General features: G+C 59.2%; 18 protein-coding genes and 1 pseudogene. 8 read left to right on the top strand and 11 right to left on the bottom strand.

Translation table 11 applies throughout. The features are described from left to right. Positions 1-91: 91 nt before the first annotated feature. Positions 92-571 (top strand): RrF2 family transcriptional regulator, encoded by a 480-nt coding sequence (locus ACIQTW_RS10370; protein ID WP_402936722.1) that lies wholly within the window; start codon positions 92-94, stop codon positions 569-571. Positions 572-643: 72 nt separating this feature from the next. Continuing rightward, a complete protein-coding gene (locus ACIQTW_RS10365; protein WP_402936721.1) occupies positions 644-1,786 on the top strand; it encodes an App1 family protein in 1,143 nt (380 codons plus the stop codon). A gap of 3 nt (positions 1,787-1,789) precedes the next feature. Here ACIQTW_RS10365 and ACIQTW_RS10360 read toward each other — a convergent pair whose 3' ends face one another. Next, a complete protein-coding gene (locus tag ACIQTW_RS10360; RefSeq protein ID WP_402936720.1) occupies positions 1,790-3,514 on the bottom strand; it encodes a PHP domain-containing protein in 1,725 nt (574 codons plus the stop codon). 162 nt (positions 3,515-3,676) lie between these two features. Here ACIQTW_RS10360 and argS point away from each other — a divergent pair, with 162 nt between their 5' ends. Beyond that, positions 3,677-5,395, top strand: coding sequence for an arginine--tRNA ligase (argS, locus tag ACIQTW_RS10355; RefSeq protein WP_402936719.1), 1,719 nt, complete (start codon positions 3,677-3,679; stop codon positions 5,393-5,395). A 13-nt stretch (positions 5,396-5,408) separates the two neighbouring features. On the opposite strand, the gene ACIQTW_RS10350 is transcribed toward argS, so the two are convergent. The 10 genes and pseudogenes from ACIQTW_RS10350 to ACIQTW_RS10305 all read right to left on the bottom strand — a co-directional run bounded on the left by ACIQTW_RS10350 (position 5,409) and on the right by ACIQTW_RS10305 (position 15,533). Beyond that, positions 5,409-6,773, bottom strand: a complete 1,365-nt coding sequence (locus ACIQTW_RS10350) for an MATE family efflux transporter (protein WP_402936718.1) — start codon at positions 6,771-6,773, stop codon at positions 5,409-5,411. Then, positions 6,770-7,924: a hypothetical protein gene (locus ACIQTW_RS10345; RefSeq protein ID WP_402936717.1), complete on the bottom strand. Its 1,155-nt coding sequence runs from the start codon at positions 7,922-7,924 to the stop codon at positions 6,770-6,772. The genes ACIQTW_RS10350 and ACIQTW_RS10345 overlap by 4 nt, the downstream gene beginning before the upstream one ends. A 62-nt stretch (positions 7,925-7,986) precedes the next feature. Next, positions 7,987-8,715, bottom strand: coding sequence for a hypothetical protein (locus ACIQTW_RS10340; protein WP_402936716.1), 729 nt, complete (start codon positions 8,713-8,715; stop codon positions 7,987-7,989). 1,220 nt (positions 8,716-9,935) lie between these two features. Next, positions 9,936-10,082 carry a hypothetical protein gene (locus ACIQTW_RS10335; RefSeq protein ID WP_402936977.1) on the bottom strand — a complete coding sequence of 49 codons (147 nt, stop codon included), beginning with the start codon at positions 10,080-10,082 and terminating at the stop codon, positions 9,936-9,938. 25 nt (positions 10,083-10,107) lie between these two features. Continuing rightward, positions 10,108-10,584, bottom strand: a pseudogene (locus ACIQTW_RS10330) (YcaO-like family protein); the annotation flags it as partial. A 335-nt stretch (positions 10,585-10,919) separates the two neighbouring features. After that, positions 10,920-11,411 (bottom strand): SagB/ThcOx family dehydrogenase, encoded by a 492-nt coding sequence (locus ACIQTW_RS10325; RefSeq protein WP_402936715.1) that lies wholly within the window; start codon positions 11,409-11,411, stop codon positions 10,920-10,922. A 224-nt stretch (positions 11,412-11,635) separates the two neighbouring features. After that, positions 11,636-12,712, bottom strand: a complete 1,077-nt coding sequence (locus tag ACIQTW_RS10320) for a SagB/ThcOx family dehydrogenase (RefSeq protein WP_402936714.1) — start codon at positions 12,710-12,712, stop codon at positions 11,636-11,638. Next, positions 12,703-13,800, bottom strand: a complete 1,098-nt coding sequence (locus ACIQTW_RS10315) for a SagB/ThcOx family dehydrogenase (protein WP_402936713.1) — start codon at positions 13,798-13,800, stop codon at positions 12,703-12,705. Before ACIQTW_RS10315 ends, ACIQTW_RS10320 begins: the two co-directional genes overlap by 10 nt. A 64-nt stretch (positions 13,801-13,864) precedes the next feature. After that, positions 13,865-14,005 (bottom strand): hypothetical protein, encoded by a 141-nt coding sequence (locus tag ACIQTW_RS10310; RefSeq protein ID WP_179017868.1) that lies wholly within the window; start codon positions 14,003-14,005, stop codon positions 13,865-13,867. A gap of 433 nt (positions 14,006-14,438) precedes the next feature. After that, complete coding sequence (locus ACIQTW_RS10305) at positions 14,439-15,533, bottom strand: LacI family DNA-binding transcriptional regulator (RefSeq protein WP_402936712.1); 1,095 nt, start codon at positions 15,531-15,533, stop codon at positions 14,439-14,441. A gap of 179 nt (positions 15,534-15,712) precedes the next feature. On the opposite strand from ACIQTW_RS10305, the gene ACIQTW_RS10300 reads away from it, so the two are divergent. Genes ACIQTW_RS10300 through ACIQTW_RS10280 form a run of 5 tightly spaced genes read left to right on the top strand, consistent with a single transcriptional unit; the run spans position 15,713 to position 20,398 of the window. Further along, the gene (locus ACIQTW_RS10300; RefSeq protein ID WP_091465104.1) at positions 15,713-16,579 is read left to right on the top strand and encodes an ABC transporter substrate-binding protein; all 867 of its coding nucleotides are present in this window, start codon (positions 15,713-15,715) and stop codon (positions 16,577-16,579) included. Between the two features lie 32 nt (positions 16,580-16,611). After that, the gene (locus ACIQTW_RS10295; protein WP_011773348.1) at positions 16,612-17,400 is read left to right on the top strand and encodes an amino acid ABC transporter permease; all 789 of its coding nucleotides are present in this window, start codon (positions 16,612-16,614) and stop codon (positions 17,398-17,400) included. After that, the gene (locus ACIQTW_RS10290; RefSeq protein ID WP_402936711.1) at positions 17,397-18,188 is read left to right on the top strand and encodes an amino acid ABC transporter ATP-binding protein; all 792 of its coding nucleotides are present in this window, start codon (positions 17,397-17,399) and stop codon (positions 18,186-18,188) included. Before ACIQTW_RS10295 ends, ACIQTW_RS10290 begins: the two co-directional genes overlap by 4 nt. Continuing rightward, complete coding sequence (locus tag ACIQTW_RS10285) at positions 18,188-19,246, top strand: Gfo/Idh/MocA family oxidoreductase (RefSeq protein ID WP_402936710.1); 1,059 nt, start codon at positions 18,188-18,190, stop codon at positions 19,244-19,246. The genes ACIQTW_RS10290 and ACIQTW_RS10285 overlap by 1 nt, the downstream gene beginning before the upstream one ends. A gap of 39 nt (positions 19,247-19,285) precedes the next feature. Further along, a complete protein-coding gene (locus ACIQTW_RS10280) occupies positions 19,286-20,398 on the top strand; it encodes an NAD(P)/FAD-dependent oxidoreductase (protein WP_402936709.1) in 1,113 nt (370 codons plus the stop codon). Positions 20,399-20,535 lie beyond the last annotated feature (137 nt).

Here is a 20,535-nt window from a genome sequence, read left to right as displayed (position 1 = left end):
GTCCATGTCCTCCACCCTGGTCATCTCGGACAAACTTTGTCCGAGATGAACATTACGGACAGTTTTTGTCCGAGTCAACTAGTATGGGTACATGAAATTGTCCGGGGGTGTTGAGTGGGCCATCCACTGCTGTGTGGTGCTCAGCAAGATGGATGGGCCTGTGCCTGCCGGCAAGTTGGCCGGTTTGCATGACGTCTCGAGCAGTTACTTGGCCAAGCAGATGCAGGCCCTGTCGCGAGGGGGACTTGTTCGTTCCCTTCAGGGGCATGCCGGAGGGTATGTACTCACCCGTCCGGCTGATGAGATCAGCATTCTGGATATCGTCTTTGCTGTTGAGGGCAAGCAGCCGTTATTCGTCTGTACCGAGATACGCCAACGCGGACCCCTCGGCACGCCTCCGGAGGAATGCTTGGCGCCCTGCCCCATCGCGAAGGCAATGATGACAGCAGAGGTGGCCTGGCGTGACTCGCTTAGCACAATCTCCATCGGCGATCTGGCCCGACAGGTGAGCAGCACGTCAGGCCCGGAAGCCTTTCAATCGATCCAGGAATGGTTTTCCGGTACCCCCTGATCCCCATGACTTGCGAGCGGTGGATACTGGTGCGCACTGCGGTAGGGGACCAGTACATGGAAGACTGGACGCATGTCACCCCGTCCCATGAAACCGCGCCCCCAGTCCGACGCCGCTGACAATGAAGGCCCCACGCCGCTGAGTAAAGGACGCCGTCACCTCGCTATGAGGCTCGACGACGCGTGGCTTGGTTTTCAAACGCGTCTTGCGATCCGGCGTGGCCGGGTGGAGACAGTCATCCCTTACACCGGGTACGGCAGCACTTCCTGGGTCCGGGTCCTCGCACGGATCGTCCGAAGTGACCCCAGGGACGCCGCGGGTCACACAAATCCGTTGCAGGAAAGCATGCGCGGCTGGCGCAACTTCACCAGCGCGCCCGTGGCCCACGCCCAAGTGAACGTGACCATCGCCGGCACCGTTTTTGACGTGAGGGCTGACCGTGGCGGTGTGGTGGATGCTCGTATTCCCGTAGCCCTCGACGCCGGTTGGCACACCATTACGCTGCAATCCGGCGAGTCCGAAGTCGTGGAGGCTCCCGTGGAGATCGTCGCGGACGATGCCGAGTTCGGCGTCGTGTCTGACATTGACGACACCGTAATGGTCACTGCGCTGCCGCGTCCGTTCCTGGCTGCTTGGAACACCTTCGTCCTCAACGAGCACGCGAGGACTCCCACGCCGGGCATGGCTGTGCTGTATGAACGGATCGCCAGGACGGCACCTTCCGCACCTGTGCTGTATCTGTCCACTGGAGCATGGAACGTTGCCCCAACCCTGTCCCGGTTCCTATCCCGCAACTTGTACCCCGCCGGTCCCAAGCTCCTCACGGACTGGGGCCCTACTCCTGACCGCTGGTTCCGCAGCGGCCAGGAGCACAAGAAGACCTCGTTGGAACGTCTCGCGGAGGAGTTCCCCAACATCAAATGGCTGCTGGTGGGCGACGACGGACAGCATGATGAGTCCATTTACTCCGAGTTCGCCCAACGTCATCCCGCCAACGTCAGGGCCATCGCGATCCGTCAACTCTCCGCGGGTGAAGCAGTGCTCGCCGGTGGGCGGTCAAAGTCCGGAGGCCAGCCCACTCCTGGAATCCCTTGGATCTATGCCCCGGATGGAGCGGGAATGTCGGCCCAACTCGAAGAACTTGGCATCATTCGGAATGAGGTTCGGTCCGCCGACGATCCCGAAGAAGGCGAAGTGCACACGGCATCGGAGTGATGACTACGCAACGTCGATGAACACTGGGTTGGCGTAGAACCAGGTATCCGCCCACGGGTCAGCGTCCCCGAGGTTGTCTCCGTGGCGGATGGGCCCGGCGGGGTCCACGGCAGCGCCGTAGTAGCCTGCACCGTGGCGGTTTCCGTCGCTGCCGCGGAGCCGGAAGTAGCAGGATGTCTGCACGTCCTTGATGACGTGCTTGATGGTGAACGTTCCGGTACGCCCGGAAACATCGATCTGCTTCCATACCGCTGTGCCAGGGGCCCTCAAAGTGTCGGGATCTGCCGCGGCACCGGTTACGGCGCCACCGATGACGTCCACGTGGGCGAGTTTCGGGAGGATCCCCGCAAAGTTGCGGTAGTCCGTCGTCCTAATGGTGATGGAAATTTCGACGTCGGCGCCTCGCCTTACCTGCAGTCGGGAGCCGAGGGTGACGCCGTTGCGCCCGTTACTGTTGCCTGCTCCGGCGCCGCGCACCTCGCGGACCCGCACGTCGAGTCCCTGGAGGAGGTGTCCGTGGTCCACCCACATGCGGCCGTTGCGCATTGCTTCCAGGACGCCGGTGTAGGAGCGTTTGGTGACACCCGTGTGAAGGCGGCTGAACTGTCCCGGCCAGTAGTCGCTGCCGCCCTGCTTTTCACCGGTATCAAAGGGATCGGGACGCTTGCCCGTGACGGACCAACGATCGAATTCGCTGGGCAGGCTGAGGTAGGGCTCCTCTGGCGGATACGGTCCGGTTTTCCAGGTGTCCTTCACAGTGAGGTGGTTATCGGAGTTGGACGTGATCCAGAAGGGCAGGCCTTCAGCGAGCATGGAGTCCCAGACGCCACCCACCGTTGCGGTTGCCCAGTCGAAGCCGCCGTAGGGCCGGAAAGCGTCGGCAGGGTAGCCGGGAAAGCTGTACTGGGTAGGGTTGTTGGTGTATTCGCCGCGCTGGTCGCCGGCTCTGGAGAACTGGCTGACGCCGGAGCCTTGCGCACCCGGGGCGCCTTCCATGCCGATCATCACTTCGCGGGCGGCATCGCGCCAAGCCCGGAGTTCGTGCGGGGAGTCGATGCCCAGACGCATGGGGTGGTTGGCCAGCGCTACGACGTCGTCGATGTAGCCGGAGCGCCGTTGGTTGGCCAACCAGGCAATGGCTTCAACTGCTTTTCGCTCGAACGTCTCCACTTGGGCCGTTCCAGGGGTTGGCTTCTCCCATTGGTTCAGCTTTCCGTCCCACACCAGTTCGAAGGTCCGCAGGAGGTTCACTTCATTGGGACCGGGGGCGACGAGCACTGACGCGTGCTCAGCTCCCGGGATGTACCATTCGAGTCCCTGGAAGATCAGGAGGTCGGGCCTCGCTGCACGCTGCGCCTGGATTTCCTTGTTGGCGTTGACTGCTCCACCGTTGTTGGCGTGGCCAAAGTTGCTGTGCTCAGTCAGTGCCAACCAGTCCACGCCGTAGGACTGTGCGGTATCGAGCTGCTGCTTGATCATGTACTTGGCGTCGTGGCTGTACTGGGTGTGGACGTGGTGGTCTCCGACAAGCCACTTCAGCTGGGGGTCGTTGCCGCCCGGGTTCGCCGTCGCCGGCCGTGCCATGGCGGCCGTTGCCGCGCTGCCCGCGGCCAGGATCCCTGCCGACTGCAGGATGTGCCGGCGGCTCAATCCCATGGTTTTCAGCTCAGCATCGGCAAGCTCCACTCGTTGGCTGTGGGTGGTCGTGTTTTCGTCTGCGGTGCACATGGCGCTTTCCCTCTGTAGTTTTGTGATCCCCCCAGCGCGATCAGAGTAGGGAAGCGGAATGGCGCGGAGGTTAACCGGGCGGGAACGGTTGGCCCTATTCCAAGGTGGCGGCATGATTGTCATGTGTCACTTTTCCGAAGAAGAAGTGACTAGACTAAATCAGTGATCAGTCCCTTTTCTGCAGTACGTCCTCTTGCGCAAAAAGCGATTTCCGGAATCCTCGGACTCCCCGCCGCTGACATAGACCCTGTGGTTCGTGAGTCTCAATTCGCCGACCTGCAGCTGAATGCCGCCCTTGCCCTGTCGCGCCGACACGGCATGACTCCAATGGAGCTGGCTGAGCTGATCGCCGATGCCCTGGGCGGCGAGCCGTTGATCGCCGAAGCTACGGCCAGCAAGCCGGGCTACGTGAATATCGTGCTTGCTGATTCGTGGATTGAGCAGCAAATTAGGGACCTGTCGATTCCGACTCGACTTGATCCCAGTGGCCGGCGGGTTGTTGTGGACTATTCGTCACCTAACGTTGCTAAAGAAATGCACGTGGGACATTTGCGGACGACGGTTGTTGGAGATGCACTTGTTCGGATCTTGGATTGGCTTGGAAACGACGTCATCAAGCAGAACCACATTGGCGACTGGGGCACACCTTTTGGGATGTTGATAGAGCATGCTCTTGATGCGAAATCGAGTGGCCAGGACGCCCATGAACTCGCGGAGGATCCAAACGCTTTCTATCAGGCCGCCCGGGAAAAATTTGACGCAGACGAAGACTTCGCCACCCGCGCCAGATTGCGGGTTGTGCTGCTTCAAGCCGGGGACGAGGCAACCCTTTCCCTGTGGAGTGATCTGGTGGGCGAATCCAAGACTTACTTCAACAAGGTCTACGCTGCCCTTGAAGTATCCTTGCGCGACGAAGACTTGGCCGGAGAGAGCACCTACAACGCTCAATTGCCCCTGCTGTGCGAAGATCTTGAGAAAATCGGCCTTGCTACCGTTAGCGAGGGTGCGCTGTGTGCCTTCCCTGAGGGCTTCAAGGGACGGGATAGCCAGCCCGCGGCCCTGATATTGCGGAAGAGCGATGGCGGCTACGGCTATGCAACAACAGATGTCGCGGCCCTAAAGTACCGGGTACAGGAGTTGAAAGCCGATTCGGTGGTCTACGTCGTCGGTTCGCCACAGGCCAACCACTTGGAGATGGTATGGCAGCTGACCAGGGAAGCCGGCTGGCTCACACCGGCCACTGACGTAACCCACGTGAAGATCGGTAACGTTCTCGGCCCTGACAATAAGATCCTTAGGACTCGAAGCGGAAAGAGCTTTAAACTCCTCGATCTTGTTGCTGAAGCGGTGGCCCGGGCGCACAAGGTTCTCGTCGAGAGCAGCTCCCTTGAGAGTCCTGACGAGATGCAAGCTGTTGCGAGAATGATTGGTACAGGCGCCGTCAAATATGCCGACCTCTCAGTCGCTCATGACACCGAGTACATTTTCGACCTTGACCGCATGGTCTCACTCAGTGGAAACACGGCGCCCTATCTGCAATATGCCGTGGCACGCATAAGGTCCCTGATTGAGCGGGGTGAGCGAACCGGCCAAGTGACAAACACTGTCGTAATCAGCCTTCCCGAGGAGCGGCAGCTGGCCATGTCTCTCCTCAATTTTGAAGCAGCAGTGGAGACGGCCGGCGAAAAACTGGAACCGCACCGGCTCTGTGCATATTTGTTCGCGCTGACGCAACGTTTTTCGTCGTTCTACGACGCAGCACCGGTCCTAAACGCCGAAGACGATGCCCGTTCTTCCCGACTGGCTCTCTGCCGTGCCACTGAACAGGTGCTGGTTCAGGGGCTTAGTCTCCTTGGAATTCGTGCACCGCAGCGTATGTAATTCTGAGGGGAGCCTAGGGGTTGCCAGCCTCGGCTGTAACGCGGACAAGCCTGGAAATGGCCAAGCCCTGGATCAAAACCCGGACGAGGTGATAGCCCACGTAGGCAATGAGGGCTCCTGTCAGTCCTAGATCCAGAACGATGCCGAGGAGGAAAGCCAAAGGAACTTGAACAGCCCATGCGGCTAAAGTTGTCGCCACGAGAACTGTTCTTGAGCGACGCCAGGCTCGAAGATACGCGGCCGATTGTGCGCTTAGCCAGATCAGCGGGGACGAAACAGCCACAAGAACCAAGCCGGAGGCAGTCAGAGATGCAAGACTTCCGTCTGTGAACCAGGACGCCACAGTTTGGGTAAAAGTACCCAGCAGAGCGCCGAGCAAGATGAAGATGACAAGGATGAGTACGTGTGGCCTCCAGCTGAAAAGACTGGTTCCAGGCCCGCCGTCCCTACCCTCAAGGATTTGAAACGCAGTAGCTCCTGCTATAGCCAGGGCCGTCAGTACGTCCATGACGGTGATAGCTACTTGGCCCGCGCCCAGGGCTGCGTCGCCCACCACTGCGAGAATGGCTACGAAGGCCACCTCGCTGGTATTGAGGCTGATAACGTTACCGAATTCTGATATGAGAATAGGGCGATAGTCCCGAGGCAAATCATTGCGGATGACATTCCTCCAGCAGCTGCCTGGAGAGCTAATCGGACGCAAAAACGCATAGGTAATAACCATAAATGTGACGCTGAAGGCCTCAGCCAGAATGCTCCCATAAGCGGATCCTTGAACGCCCAACGCGGGCAGCATCCCGAAGCCATAAATGAGGAAGGCTGAAGCAACCACATTTAGAGTGTTCGACGTAATGCTGTTTACTACTGAGTAGATCGGCTTCAGCGATGCTTGCAGATGAACTGAAAGAACCATGGCGACGCTGACCGCAGGCAAGCCCCAAGCCCTGACGCTGATCCAAGCCACGGCTTCGGCTTTACTGGCTGGGCTTGAAAGCATCAACTCCGCCAGCGGTGATGCGAACGCAAGTATAAGAGCCACCCACGTCAGCGACGTAATGAGTACTATGCCGAGCGAGCGCCACAACAAATATGAAGCGAGCAGTCTGTTGTCATCGCCCAAGGGTCGAAGTACAACCACTTGATGCGTAATAGCAATCGCTTGGCTGGAGGTCACTGCAAACATGTATAGGGTGATTCCAAAAGCCACAGCGGGGAGAGCTGCATCGGAGACGTGACCCACCAGTAGGACGTCCGCTATTCCGATCAGGAGTGGAGCGAGCATTCCGGCAGTGAGCGGTAAAGCCAGCTTGGCAAGCTGCCGGGTATGGTTTGTCAGATTGGAACCCGTATTGGCCTGGCTCCTCGTTGATAGCTTCACGACTGAATACGCGATCCGTGTAGTTTGGCGTAGTTGAACCAAGCTGTCACTTCAGTTTGCAGCGATGTTCCCAACAACCTGAGTGACTGGCCTCTCTCCAAAAGGATTGCGGCACGTCTCAATGCTGCCAGCGCCAGTGCTGCGCTGAGGTCCCGTTGTGTGATCCGGGGCTCAGACTGACCCCGTCCGAGAGACCACCACTCAACTATTTTGGATACCGGGGGCCGATTCTCCGCGCCTACGCCCGCAAGGAACGGAGTTAACGCCTCCAAAGGATGGGTGAACGCCACGTGTTCCCAACTGCCGATTCGCAGTCCATCTGCTTCGATGCTCGCTTCGAACGGCGACAAGGCGAGTGTTGAAGAAACGCTTGTCATAGGTAGCAATTGCAGGACAGCTGCTGCGGCATCTCGGAGCGCGTGCATGTCATGGCTGTTAGCGGGGAGTTCAAGGTTTGGGACCCGTGTTGGTCTTTGCGGCGTCATTGAAGAGCCAGAGGTTACCAGCTCTGGCTCGATAAATTGTTCGCCTATCCATCGCTGGGCCCTTGCATAGGCTCTCAGCGCGGTTTCCCAATCGGGTTGCTCACTGAGCCCGCCTCCGAGCGGTGCTTTGTATACCTGCACATTCAGAGAAAGCCACTCCTGCGTTAGGGGACGTTGAAGCATGGACCGAAGCATCGTGTGCGGGAGTGGCGCGGGGTATTCCTTCGAGTACTGCGTTTCTGCACGCACCTCAAAGAATTCGCCTTGATTTGTCGCTACTCTGATGACCAGGGTGTCGCAGCGCAGTTTATGGGGTTGGATAAGGCAGTCGTCCCCGAATGTCTTTTCCAGTTCGGCTTGCAGTTCCCTGATCCATCCTTGGCGAAGCCACGGGACAAACGGCATGGCGGTTGGTTCCGCGACGCGATTTAGTTCACGGACAATGTCCGCACCTGCCTGTGAGAGACAAGTAATCCAGGAGACGTTTTCCAAGCTGATCCAAGTGAACTTTGACCAATATGACTGATCAACCTCGCACAGGAACACACTTTCGTCGCGACAAGCGAACTCCCACAAAGGATAGGCAGTGACGCCGAGAGCAGTTTCCACTGCAGTGGAGATTGCCGGGGCTTCGGCCGAATTTATGGCCGCCACGTCAATTTCCAAGTGATGGCCACCGGCTGCAGCTATTTCAAAGCCTAGCTCGGAGGAGCGTGTCAGTAGGACTTTCATCGCGGGGTAGGGCTTTCTGTGAGCAGGTTGGCGGTTGCTGAAGTGAGGGTTCGGTAGAGGCCCACAACGCCTGGTCCGGAATCGGCAACTTGGAGGAGGCCGGGATCTGTGAACAGACCGCGGCTGGCTGGTGCTGATGAGAGCACATCAAGCCACCGATTAGCGGTTTCAATTGACCCTCCAACGGCGATCAGAGCTGCGATCAGCCCGAACATCTCTTGATAGGTGACAAGCTTCATCGGATCGAGCAGCGCGGACGTGCGGGGGCGCCAGCGCAAGGGACCTTCAAAGGCGAGGGAAGAGGAGTACACACCCAAACGGAAGATGTCAGCGTCCCAGTCAGTCGGGTCCGTACGTGCCGAATGATCGTGGCGGCATCGAATGGCGTATCCCCGAAGCCTGCTATCCACCGGATGCTGGAAGCGCACACGGTGCAGAGCATCCGTGATGATGTCACGGTGATGCATTACACCTACGGGTAGGAGCGCATGTGTTCGTCGTGTGCTGTAACCGTACAAGCGGCTCGTAATCCCGGGGAGCTTCTCGCCCAGAACTTGTGCCTCATCATGACACTCGCTGCAAAACTCAAACCGGACCCTGTCCAGTTCCAGAGGAGTGGATACTGGCAATTCCACAGCCGTATCGACCCTCGCATTCATTGCCCGCCAAGAGGCGTCCATCAGGGTGGTTGAGGGTATGCCCGGAAGTTCGTCTAAGTGGTTCATGATCCTAGCTTTCAGCCCACTGACGCAGATGTTGCACGTGCTGAGAGCGGGCTAGTCGCAGAACACCAAAAAGCCTCGGCCACAAGCTCGCCTGGGTAGCTTCGGTCTGTAAAAGGAACCACGGGCATTTCAGGGATGGACAAAGTACTATCCGAAGCGATAGCAGCGTAAGTCATGGTCTCGATGAGATGACCTAAGTCCAAGTAGATGGTTTGGTAAGCGAGGCTGCTTCGGTACCTGAATTGCACGCGCTCTATGGAAAGGTGGATTCCTATCCTGACCGCGCTTTTGGCAGGACTTTCCCTGACCTTGGGAACCAAAGCACCGTCAATGTGAGCCAAAGCATGTAGCCCGGGATCGTATGCGAAAGAGACTTCCTTCCCGGAACCTTGCTCTGAGGGAAATTTCAAAGTCAGGTCGAAGGGGTGCGATGCTCCATGTGAGGGCACTGCGCGAAGTGTTCGTGGAAGTGCGCCGATCGTTGCATCGGCAAGAACTGCGTGGCACAGGTACAGAAAGCTTCCAAGCTTCGCATGGCTTCCTGTAGCGGCGGCAAGACCTGGAACCGGCAGAGGGATGACGTCCCGACGTTGATGTTGTTTCCAGGCCGCAGGCGGTGCGTCCTCGCTGGCCCACCGATTCATCTCCTGTATGTCGTTTCCGATTGTCGCGGGATCTGTATAGTCGGGGCGCTTGCTGCCTGAACAAAATTGATAGTCGCGTGCCCGTGCGGTGTCACGCTCGCCTTCCAAAAGACACACTTGTTCGTGCAACAGGCCCAACCGAAGCAGTTGCTCCAAACAGTCGGAAATTGAAGCTGGATGTACGTTCGACAGCTGCGCGAGCTTGACGGAGTTGGCGGCATCGACAACCTCCCAGGCGGACAAAACAGTAAGTAACCGCCCCAGCCAAGCCGGTATGGTCGACAGCCTACGAGCAGGTCGTTCGCCCCCCGTCTGCTCTACGACCCACGAGTCGTCAATGCGCACCAAAGCGAACGACTTGCAGACGAACAGCCGCTTATCCAGCATGGCCAGGCGCAAAAGTAGCCCGGAAACCGGCCGCATTCGTTGATTCCAAAGAGAACTTTCTCATGTCTGGAACCCACGTTCGCAGGACATGAAGGCCCAGCGAATCCGTTAGGGAGTTTCCGTAGTCCAAGACCACCGCGTGCACTTCATCGCCCAGCTGGGCTAGGGGTTTGCTGGGTCGGATTTCTTTCAAATGGCATTCTCCAAGGGGGTAATGTTCGTGAAGCTCGTCCATGTATTGAGGCGGAAGCGACGTGGGCGGGTAAGACGGTCCAAAGACCGGCCGGCCATCAACGACGTAGAGGTCGCTTCCGTGACGGAGATGACTCGCTTCATCCACCGCAGCCTTAGTAGCAATCGCGGCATCCGGGCTGGCAGCGGAACCAAAAGAACACGAAATCGTGGACTCGTCGTCGCTCCACCACCATAGGCAACCAGTCACGGTTATCCCTTCCCATTGACTGTGCCAAACGTCCACACCGCTCCCATCAACGTCCAAAGCGCCGAGGCGCTGGGTTGCTGCATGGGAATGTTCACTGCACCGAACGCTGTCAGTGGCCGCCCACCAGTCATCCAGCATGGACCTTTCCAAGACTTCAAGGAGTGCCCGCGCGGCGGCTTCCTCGTACGTATCAAAAAGTGCAAAACCGATGCTGTCGTTCGGAAGTTGGCAGCTCGGGACTGGAACAGTATCGGTTTGACCATCGGAAACGTAGGAGGCCCCATGTAAAGCCCACTCATTAGTGTTCGGAACTAATAGCCGGACTTGACCCCGGGGCCGAGTATGAGCAGATCGACGTTCAAGGCCCTCAAACCAGCCTTTGCATACGGCTTCCATGCGGGTAGGTCCTGCTCCGCCTGCAACAATGGCTGCGTTCCGGGAGCCGGCAGGCAATGTCAACGCAACGTCGGAGAGCCACAAGCCCGAGGCTGGCTGAAATTGCGTTGAACAGCGCAGCACGGGGCCGTAGGGAGGAGCCACCCACTCCAAACTGTGGCCGAAATCGAATGAAGTGAATACATGTGATTCCAGACAATCCGGATGGGCCAGCCCTGGCCTCAGGGGGTCCTTTGCCCTGTCCACTCCTAACCCTGCCCGCGCAGCCTCAACAGTCCAGAGATTTATGCATCCCGGGCAACGCACTCCACGGCCTTTCGTGCCAAACTCCACACTCATGGCAAGGCAATCGTGTATACGGGCAGATTGAGGGAGTCTTTGTCGTGGCCGAGAAGTTCGTTGGCAACTTGGTCATCGAACGCTCCGATGGGACAGGATGCAATTCCTTGTAAGGACAGTGCCAACACCAGGTTTTGGGCAATGTGGCCAGCCTCAAGAAGCATGTACCTATATCCCCGTTCGCCATAGCGCTGACCAACGGACCCCAAGTCCCCGGTAAGCAGGAAAGCTCCCTGAGACGTTGCGGCGGGAAACGCCGACACTCGTAGAAGGTTCTCTCCCGACTCCAAAGTCATTGCCTGCTGGTCCCAGCCGACAGTTCCATCCGGTTGCAGTGTAGCGATACCCACAGCGGGGTTGCCCCTAAAACCGATCCACGCAAGTGAGACGGAATAGGTGCCTCCGGGTGACGGATAAGCCCGCCGGCCGGTGGCGGGAAGCCCTTGTCCTGCAAGCAGTGTGTCCTCAACAAGTTGAGGTGTAATCACTCTCCGTCTGATTCGTTCCGAGGAGCGGAATGCCAAAATCTCTGACAGCCTCTCGAGCCCCGCTCCGTGATGCCTCTCCTGCAGCGGAGGGTGAACCGAATACTCCCCGCCCGAAGGTTGGGGCGGTACCGGGTAATTCCCCTCGCTCGAGGCCGCATGAAAACAAAGTGCGTCTACCAAATAGCTGCGAATCTTTGGCGATGCACACGGGTTGGACGTCAATTTCAACCCGCAGACACCAGATAGAGAGCGGACTCCTCGAGTCTGTCAGTGCCCAGTAGGGCGTCGGCCCGCTCTGCCACATGCGCCGGAGTTGGGAAAGTTGTTAGGCCAAATCCCGTAAAGCTCACAAGGTATCGCTGAGCAAGTTGACCTACCACGGTCATTAGGCCTCGATATGCTCTTGGATTGGACCTGTACTTGAACATCAGCCTGGACCAAACAACTGAGATGATGATCGCGCACCTTCCTTGCCCGGCCGGCGTTTGACCGACAAATGTGCGCTGCAGCAGCTCCCTGTGGTCCCCCTGACGGATCACCCCCAGAGCATGGTCCTTCGGGTCGTAGTGATACAGACCCGGCGCGATGCCATCGATGTCGTGCACTGCTACATAGGCCTCGAGATCTCCGAAAGTATTACGGAGTAGCGCGCCAGGATCACCTTCGTGGTCATCCTCTGCAGCTCGACGAAGACGCAACAGGGGATCGTTCACGTCGCGCAATACCCGGCTCAAATCCTGAGCGCTAAACGCGGCTCCCGTCCACGGCTGGTGCGTCCGCCTTGCGAGGAGGACCTCGGCAAGGTCGCGCACGGGAGCGTCACTAGCCTCTGGCAGGGCCGTATAGTCCTGGGCTCTGTATCGCCAAAACTCAGGTGTCCCGGCAATGGCGATGTCTTCCTTCAGCGATTCCTCGATCGGGACGAAATGTTCCGTCCCCGGGACGTCACTTCGGGGGAACTCATCGGAGAGGCAATGGAAAACCAAGGCATCGGTCCAGCCATAGCTATGCCAGAGCTTTGCCTCATCCAAGAGTGGATTATCCTCCAGCGCATCTTGAAGAACACCAGCTTTTAGCAGGCTGTCTACAAATGTCTTGACATCTGCCGGATTGTGGTTCTCCAGTGCGCTGACAAATGAGCTAACGACGGCCTCATAGGAGCGAGGCTCGCTGCTCTCAAGCAGTGGCGCGATGAGCTCAGCCGACGGTAAAGTGAAAGATTTACGTTCCAACAGCAAATCAATTCCAGGCCGCTCATCAATCCTTATTCTGCTGCAACGATTGAGGGTTATTAGCTCCATGACTTGCTCTCCCTAACGGCGATAAAGCCCATTGATGGCTCTGAAATTCGTGGGTTCCCCAAGAGTTCTGATACCGCATTGTCCATCAATGAGTAGCCGGCAAGAGTGGTGTAACCCAAAGAGTGTGCTACAAGGTTGGTGGTTTCAATAACATGCCCAACGTCATGGTGCAGCGGTCGATAGGTGAAGTTTTCGCGGTACCGATGCATGTTTCGCTCAGCCACACTCGTCAGAATAATCATCATTGACAGCGGTCCCGTGATCCATTCGGGCTTTTCCAGTATGTGATCATCTACCCACTGCTGCGAAACTTCTTTACCCAAGGGCTCCAGAGCGTGATTTCTCACGCTGTAATGGCTGACTGAACCCTGACTATTTTCCGCGAAGAGGATCACGTAAGCCTCAGTGGGGTGTCGGCTGCCTCCACTGGGTGACGTTTTCATCACGTGGGTGCCTGAAACCGGCAGGCGTTTACTGCCGGTTTGTCCAAAGGAGTAGTACAGCAGATCCGATAGGCGTTGCATGGGTGCAACTCCCGCGGGAGGCTGCTGATCGTTCGCGGCACGAAAAACCTCTCCATAATCGACGCTCAGCGTGGATCGCGGCTGAGGGAGCGAAGAGGCCGGATGGTGCAGGAGATCAAGATAGTGGGAGGGGGCCGGGGGGCCAAGCCTGCGCTGTTGGTGCATGAGCCCGACGTCCTGCTGCTGGCCCGTCTGATTCGTATAGTCGAGGCGTTCGGCGCTATCGGATGCGACTTGGTATTCGAAGGCGGCTGCCCAACCGGCCTGACCCCAAATATGCTGGGCCTTTGTCAGTGCGATCATTTCCGGCGTCTCGCGAATGACCAGTTCGGCTCTCTCCAGGCGAGATATTTCTTCGAGGGCCCGTTCATGCGTGATCCCGACCATGCCAGCCAGAGTTGTGGCTGCAGAATCAGGGTGAGTCCACTTGCCCAACTTTGAAAGAAACATCACCAAGCGTGGATCTAATTTCCCTTTATACCATTGCCGGGCTGTGGCGGAGGTCAGCCGTAACTCTCCGCCCATTGATTGAATTTGTAATGCATGTGCACGGGCTATTCGCACGCCGTCGTTCTCCTTTTGAGATGGTTCAGCTCACCCCAAAGGGTGAGCTGAACCATTTAACTGATCAAAGAATGATCACGCATCCCTGCCGGCGTGCGGCGATGGGCTGTACTTCGGAAAGATCGAGCTCAAATACTGAGTCGAGTTTCTCGGCCTCTGCAGTGACAGCCTTCTCGGCTGCTGCGGTTGCAATAGTTTCAGTCATAGATTTCACCCCCTTGATATCTAGATACCGAGAGCCTAACGCATCGATAGGCCGCATGTGCAACAGCTCACACCAGCCCAAGTGCCGTCTCTCCCTCGACTTTAGTAATTCTCGGGAATCAGATTCTCTGCATGGGCGGGGGGTGAGAGGCCGGCTTCGGCGCGAATTGGCGTGTTTCTGCCTCAAGTTAAACGCAAGCCATGATGCCAGCCATTCCGAATTCAACCTTCTTGGGTTGGCGGGCCCAGATTCTATCTCGCACGTAATATTTGTATTAATTGTTGACTTGCAAACACCGCGAATATGTGTTCCATGGATCTATTTGGGGATCAAGTAACGCGTCGGCTGTGTGACTTGCTCTTTATATAATTGCGGATAACATACGGCTGCCACTTTAGGTCTTCAATGCGTCCTGCGTGCTTTGTGCTGGCTTTTAGCCGCTCGCCTGGCTGAGCACCTCAGCCTCCTTGGGCGCCCCGACGGATCCCCGCTGAATCAAAGTCGCCACCAACTCCGGGCCGGACCCAGCGGTTTTCCTGCCCTCGATCTGTCGGATCAGCGCAGAGGCCGCGGCAATACCCATGTCATAGACGGGCTGTGCGATGACGGTGAGCGGTGGTGTGGTGAGGCGGGTCCAAGCGAAGTCGTCGTACATGAGGAACGAGACGTCATCCGGGATGGAGCGCCCTGATTCCTGGATGGCTTCCACAACGCTCAAGGCGATCAGGCCGTCGGAGGCAACAATGGCCGTGGCGGCATCCGGTCCGTCAAGCAGCTCACGCGTAATCCGCATGATGGAATCGGCGTCCCCAGCATTAAGCCGGATGAGGTCTGTGGGGTGGGGGAAGCCCGCATCGTCGAAAGCCCGGCGGATGCCGTCCAGGCGATCTGAGATCTGCGAAGAGTCCAAGGTCATCCCGGCAACATAGGGGGCGTCGGTCCGGACCGTGGAGACAACGGCGATCCGCCGGTGTCCGGCTTGGATCAAATGCAGGGTGGACTCGTAGGAAATGCTTCCCATGTCCACGGCAAAGGTCTCAACATCCACCCCTGCTGCGGCGCGGTCCAGCAGGACCAAGGGGCGTCCGGACTCACGGACCTGCTGCAGATGAGAGGTTTCCACTGAGGATGCGGGAGCCACGATGAGTCCGTCCACCCGCTTGTCCAAAAGCACGCGGACTGCATCCACTTCGGCAGCTCGTTCTTCGTCCGTGTTGATGAGGATGACGTTGTAGCCGCTCTTCTTCGCGGTGTCCGTGATGCCCCTCATGGCGAGTCCGAAGTGGGGGTTTTCGATGTCGCCCACCACCACGCCAATGGTGTTCGACTTGCCGGTGTTCATGCTGCGCGCGAGTTCGTTGGGCCGGTACTCGAGCTCCTCGGCCGCGGCGAGGACGCGCTCGCGAACCTCATCGCTCACGGCGCCGTAATTGCCCAACGCGCGGGCGGCTTGTGCCTTGGACACTTTCGCGGCTTTGGCGACGTCGGCAACCGTCACGTCCCGCCGTCGGGATCCGTCAGTGCTCATGTTCACCTTTCAGGAGGGGTGTTGACGCGGCTTTGTGAGTTCCGCTACATTTCTATCAATCGATGTGAGTCCGGTCTCAATCCTAGGGGCTGAGACCGGACTCAACAAGACCCCGCATCGAGCAATAACTTCAGCGGCTCCTGACAGCACCGCTTTCCCTCCCACGATTGGACAACGCTGTGATCAAACTGAATTTCCGCCCGGCAGCGCTCGCAGCAGCAGCCTTGGCGGCCATCCTCGCCCTCTCGGGTTGCGGCGGATCCACCGCCAGCTCCTCACCTTCCGCGGACAACCCCTACGGGCTGATCGAGCCCGGCACCATCCGTGTAGCCAGCCTCGGAGACTCCAAGCCATACACCTTCACGGACAGCTCCGGTAACTTCACCGGCTTCGACGTGGAACTGTTCAAGGACGTGGCCCACCGCGCCGGCGTAGACAAAGTTGTCTTCACCGGACAGGACTTCTCCGGACTCCTGGCAGCCGTAGCCAACGGACAGTTCGACGTCGGCGTTGCAGCTATCGGCATCACGGACAAGCGCAAGGAAACCGTGGACTTCTCCGACGGCTACCTCGCCGGATACCTGACGGTCATCACCACCAAGACCTCAGGCATCAACGACGCCGATGGCCTCAACGGCAAGCGTCTGGGCGTGGTCCAAGGCACCCTGCAGGAAGCATACGCAGTAAAGAACTTCACCTCGGCGCAGCTGGTCCGCTTCCCGGACAACAACACCGCCATCTCCGCGGTCAACAGCGGTTCCGTGGACGCCCACTTCCTGGACTACGAGGCAGCCAAGGAATACCAGGAGCAGTTTGGACTGGTGAGTGCCGCGGACATTCCGTCCTTCGACGCCCCCGCCGGCTTCGCCATCGCCAAGGACAAGCCCGCCTTCAAGGAAGCCTTGAACAAGGGCCTCGCCGAAGCTATGGAAGACGGCACCTGGAAGAAGCTCTATGAGAAGTGGTTCCCGGGCTCGCCGATGCCGGAGCAGTACCTTCCGAAGGCCGAGCAAACCTCCAGCCCGGCTCCGACCGCCAGCAAGTAAGCCCCAAAACACCTAACGTCTGAGAGCACTCAATGGATTGGCTCAATACCATCAGCCGCACGTTCTTCGACTTTGACGCCATGGTCGAAGTACTGCCCCAACTCCTCGGAGTTGGTCTTCTCAACACCCTGATCATCTCCATCGCAGCAACCATCCTCGGCGTAGTGATGGGCATGGTGGTGGCGGTCATGGGCATCTCGCGCTCCAAGTGGCTGCGTATCCCGGCAAGGATCTACACAGACCTCTTCCGCGGCCTGCCCGCTATCCTTACCATCCTGCTGATCGGCCAGGGATTTGCGCGGTTGAGCCAGTCGGTCTTCGGACCCTCTCCTTACCCGCTGGGAATCATCGCCCTGAGCCTCATCGCCAGTGCCTACATCGGTGAGATCTTCCGGGCCGGCATCCAGAGCGTTGATAAGGGCCAGGGGGAGGCCTGCCGGGCTTTGGGAATGAGCTACTCCAAGTCCATGGCCCTCGTGGTTGTGCCGCAAGGCATTCGCAGGGTCCTGCCGGCCTTGGTGAACCAGTTCATCGCAATCGTCAAAGACTCGTCGCTGGTCTACTTCCTTGGACTCCTGGTCAGCGAGCGTGAACTGTTCCGGGTAGGCCAGGACGCAGCAGTACTGTCCGGCAATCTTTCGCCGCTGGTCATGGCAGGCATCTTCTACCTGATCATCACGGTGCCCCTGACCCATTTGGTCAACTACTTCGACAACAAGTTCCGCACCGGCCGGCGTCGTCCCACGGCACCCACCAGTGGGCTGAAGGAAGTCAAGGAACTCGATGCGGCCTCGCCGCTCATCACCGGGAGCAACACGTGAACCTCACAAGCAGCAGCAGTGCCACCAGCACTAACCAGCCAACCAGCGACATTGAAAAGTTCCACGGCTCCAGCCTGGAACTGCAAAACCTGACCATGGCCTACGGAGACGTTGAGGTTCTCCGCAACGTCAGCCTCAATGTGGCACCGGGAACCACCACCTGCATCATTGGCCCTTCCGGTTCCGGAAAGTCGACGCTCTTGCGCGGGGTAAACCGCCTGCACGAGCCCAAGAGCGGCGACGTGCTGCTGGCTGGCGAAAGTGCCCTCAAGGTCAAGCCGGACATCCTCCGTGCACGTATCGGAATGGTATTCCAGCATTTCAACCTCTTCCCGGACCACACCGCCCTGGAAAACGTGGCATTGGCCCTGTGGAGCGTCAAGGGAATGTCAAAGTCGGAGGCCCGCGAACGCGCCCGGCGACGCCTTGCAGAAGTTGGCCTCGCGGAACGCGCTGACCACCGGCCACGTGACCTCTCCGGAGGGCAGCAGCAACGGGTCGCTATCGCCCGGGCACTGGCCATGGAGCCTGAGGTCATGCTCTTCGACGAAGCCACCAGCGCGCTCGACCCCGAGCTGGTCAAAGGTGTCCTCAACCTCATGGCAGGTCTCGGCCGCCGCGGCATGACCATGCTGGTTGTCACCCACGAGATGGGCTTCGCCCGCAAAGTGGCCGACCAAGTGGTTTTCATGGATGAAGGCGAAGTAGTGGAAATCGGAACCCCCACCGAGCTCTTCGACAATCCACGCAGCGAACGTCTTCAGCGCTTCCTCTCGGAAGTGTTGTAATGGGCGGGACTGTGACGCGCCGGCCAATAGCGGCACCCATCCGTACCGCCGTCGTCGGGTTTGGCGTCTCCGGCAAGGTGTTCCACGCGCCGCTGATTGAAGCGGACCCGGACTACTCGCTTGACGTCATTGTCACGGCAGATCCGCAGCGCATAGCCGAGGCCCGGGGGCTCTACCCGCAGGCAAGGATCGTCCCCACCCCGGAGGACATGTTCGCCCTCGCTGGAGACTTGGACCTGGTGGTCCTTGGAACGCCGCCGCTCACGCATCTTGAGCTCGGTGCCACAGCCATTGCCCATGGACTCAACGTTGTGGTGGACAAGCCCTTCGTCACTACGGTCGCCCACGGTGAGGAGCTGATAGGGCGCGCGTCCGACGCCGGTGTGCAGCTCACGGTCTTCCAGAACCGCCGGTGGGACGCCGACTTCCTGACGCTGCGGAAGCTGCTGCAGGACGGCGCCTTGGGCGAGGTTCGAACGTTCGAGTCGCGCTTTGAATGGTGGCGGCCGGAGGGCTTTGGCAATTGGCGCGATTCGGCCATGCTGGCCGAGGGCGGCGGGATCCTCCATGACCTCGGCGCGCACCTGATCGACCAAGCCATCCAGCTGTTCGGCCCCGTGGAGGAGAGCTACGGCGAGACCGCTAACCATGGCCCCCACCTGGATGCCGCCGACACCGAAGCGTTCGTGTCGCTACGCCACGAATCCGGTGTCCGGACGCGGCTGTGGATGAACGGAATGACCGCGCAAGTGGGCCCGCGCTTCCACGTCCTTGGCTCCAAAGCCGGCTACACCAAATGGGGACTGGACAGCCAGGAACCTGCCCTGGCAGCCGGCATCACGCCGTCGGACGCCACCTACGGCACAGAACCCCAGGAGTCTTGGGGGCTTCTGGGAGTGGACGGAGCAACCACGCCAGTCCCGGCCGAGAAGGGCGACTATCCACAGTTTTACAGGGAACTCGCAGCCTCTCTCCGTGGTCACGGGCCACTTCCCGTGCAGCCGGCGGAAGCGCTGGAAACCCTCAGGATCATCGAAACCATCCACGCGTTCGCCTAGGCGCGTTTTGCAGTATTTACCTCAAAGAAAGGGAGAACCATGTCCTCCACCAAGCACGTCGCCGTCATCGGAGGCGGCATCCTGGGCGTCTCCACCGCCGTCCACCTGCTCCGCCAAGGCGCTTCCGTCACTTTGCTGACCGAGCAGGGCCTGGCAAGTGAAGCCACCGGCCGTTCGTTGTCCTGGCTCAACTCGGCGGGGGAACGCTCCACGCCGTACCACCTGCTGCGGGTGGCCGGCGTTGACCGGTACCGTACGCTCTTCGCCGCGGACCCCAGCCGTGAATGGCTGCAGTTCGGGGGCGGCCTCATGTGGAACGCTGCCGGGCAGAGCGAGGTTACCGAAGCCCGTCACGCTTACGAGAAGTCGATTGGCTACGACTCCAAGTTGCTGTCCCCTGAAGAAATTGCCTCGGTGACCCCTGGCATCGATGCCAGCGCCGTCCCCGGGAAGGCCATCTTCAACCCGGGCGAAGGCTGGGTCAGCCTGCCGGACCTGGTGAACTTCCTGATGGAGGAATTCCACGCCTTGGGTGGCAAGCTGGTCCTTAACGCCGGAAAGGCCTCGGTAATGGTCGACGGCGGCCGGGCTACCGGCGTCGAAACTGCAGCAGGTGAAACCTACCCCGCTGATGCCGTGTTGGTTGCGTGCGGTGCTGCGACGCCCGCCGTCGTGAAGCCTTTGGGTGTGGAAATTCCCAACGGTTCGCCGGTTTCCATGCTTGTGGTCACCAAGCCGGTGGAGCATCAGGTCACGGCGGTGATGAATACGCCCCGGGCTGCTGTTCGTCCCAACCCCGGCAATACTTTCGCCCTGGATCACGACTGGTACGAGGAAGACATCACCGAGCATGCCGACGGTTCCTTCACCATCCCGGATGACGTTGTCCAGGAGCTTGCCGACGAATCCTCCAAGCTCATCGCGGGCAATCCAGAACTCAAACCGGCATCCTGGAAGATCGGTTACAAGCCCATCCCCGGCGACGGCGAACCGGTCTTCGGTGAACTCGGCCAGGTGCCGGGCTGCTTCGTAGCCTTCACGCACTCCGGTGCCACGCTTGGCCTTATCGCCGGCGAACTGCTGTCGGGCGAGATCCTCAGCGGTGAAAAGCACCCGATGCTGGCCACTTTCCGTCCGGGGCGTTTCTCCTAAACCGCTGTTGCCCTAAACCGCCTTTTAAGAGGCCAATGGCCCCGATACGCCATCTGCTCAAGCGTGTCGGGGCCATTGGAGTTTACGCCGGGCCTGATCGGGCTGGGGGAAGGAAACCGATCAGGCCCGGCGGGGCT

The organism is Paenarthrobacter sp. NPDC090517 (assembly GCF_044769165.1).
Lineage (GTDB): Bacteria > Actinomycetota > Actinomycetes > Actinomycetales > Micrococcaceae > Arthrobacter.
Note: the sequence above shows the minus strand (reverse complement) of the source record. Positions and strands in the feature narration are given on the sequence as shown.

Bases quoted from the DNA above. Each gene is read 5' to 3' on its own strand.
- ACIQTW_RS10370 (WP_402936722.1), top strand. From the start codon at position 92: ATGAAATTGTCCGGGGGTGTTGAGTGGGCCATCCACTGCTGTGTGGTG.
- ACIQTW_RS10365 (WP_402936721.1), top strand. From the start codon at position 644: ATGTCACCCCGTCCCATGAAACCGCGCCCCCAGTCCGACGCCGCTGAC.
- ACIQTW_RS10360 (WP_402936720.1), bottom strand. From the start codon at position 3,514: ATGTGCACCGCAGACGAAAACACGACCACCCACAGCCAACGAGTGGAG.
- ACIQTW_RS10340 (WP_402936716.1), bottom strand. From the start codon at position 8,715: ATGAACCACTTAGACGAACTTCCGGGCATACCCTCAACCACCCTGATG.
- ACIQTW_RS10335 (WP_402936977.1), bottom strand. From the start codon at position 10,082: ATGAAGCGAGTCATCTCCGTCACGGAAGCGACCTCTACGTCGTTGATG.
- ACIQTW_RS10320 (WP_402936714.1), bottom strand. From the start codon at position 12,712: ATGGAGCTAATAACCCTCAATCGTTGCAGCAGAATAAGGATTGATGAG.
- ACIQTW_RS10310 (WP_179017868.1), bottom strand. From the start codon at position 14,005: ATGACTGAAACTATTGCAACCGCAGCAGCCGAGAAGGCTGTCACTGCA.
- ACIQTW_RS10305 (WP_402936712.1), bottom strand. From the start codon at position 15,533: ATGAGCACTGACGGATCCCGACGGCGGGACGTGACGGTTGCCGACGTC.
- ACIQTW_RS10295 (WP_011773348.1), top strand. From the start codon at position 16,612: ATGGATTGGCTCAATACCATCAGCCGCACGTTCTTCGACTTTGACGCC.
- ACIQTW_RS10285 (WP_402936710.1), top strand. From the start codon at position 18,188: ATGGGCGGGACTGTGACGCGCCGGCCAATAGCGGCACCCATCCGTACC.
- ACIQTW_RS10280 (WP_402936709.1), top strand. From the start codon at position 19,286: ATGTCCTCCACCAAGCACGTCGCCGTCATCGGAGGCGGCATCCTGGGC.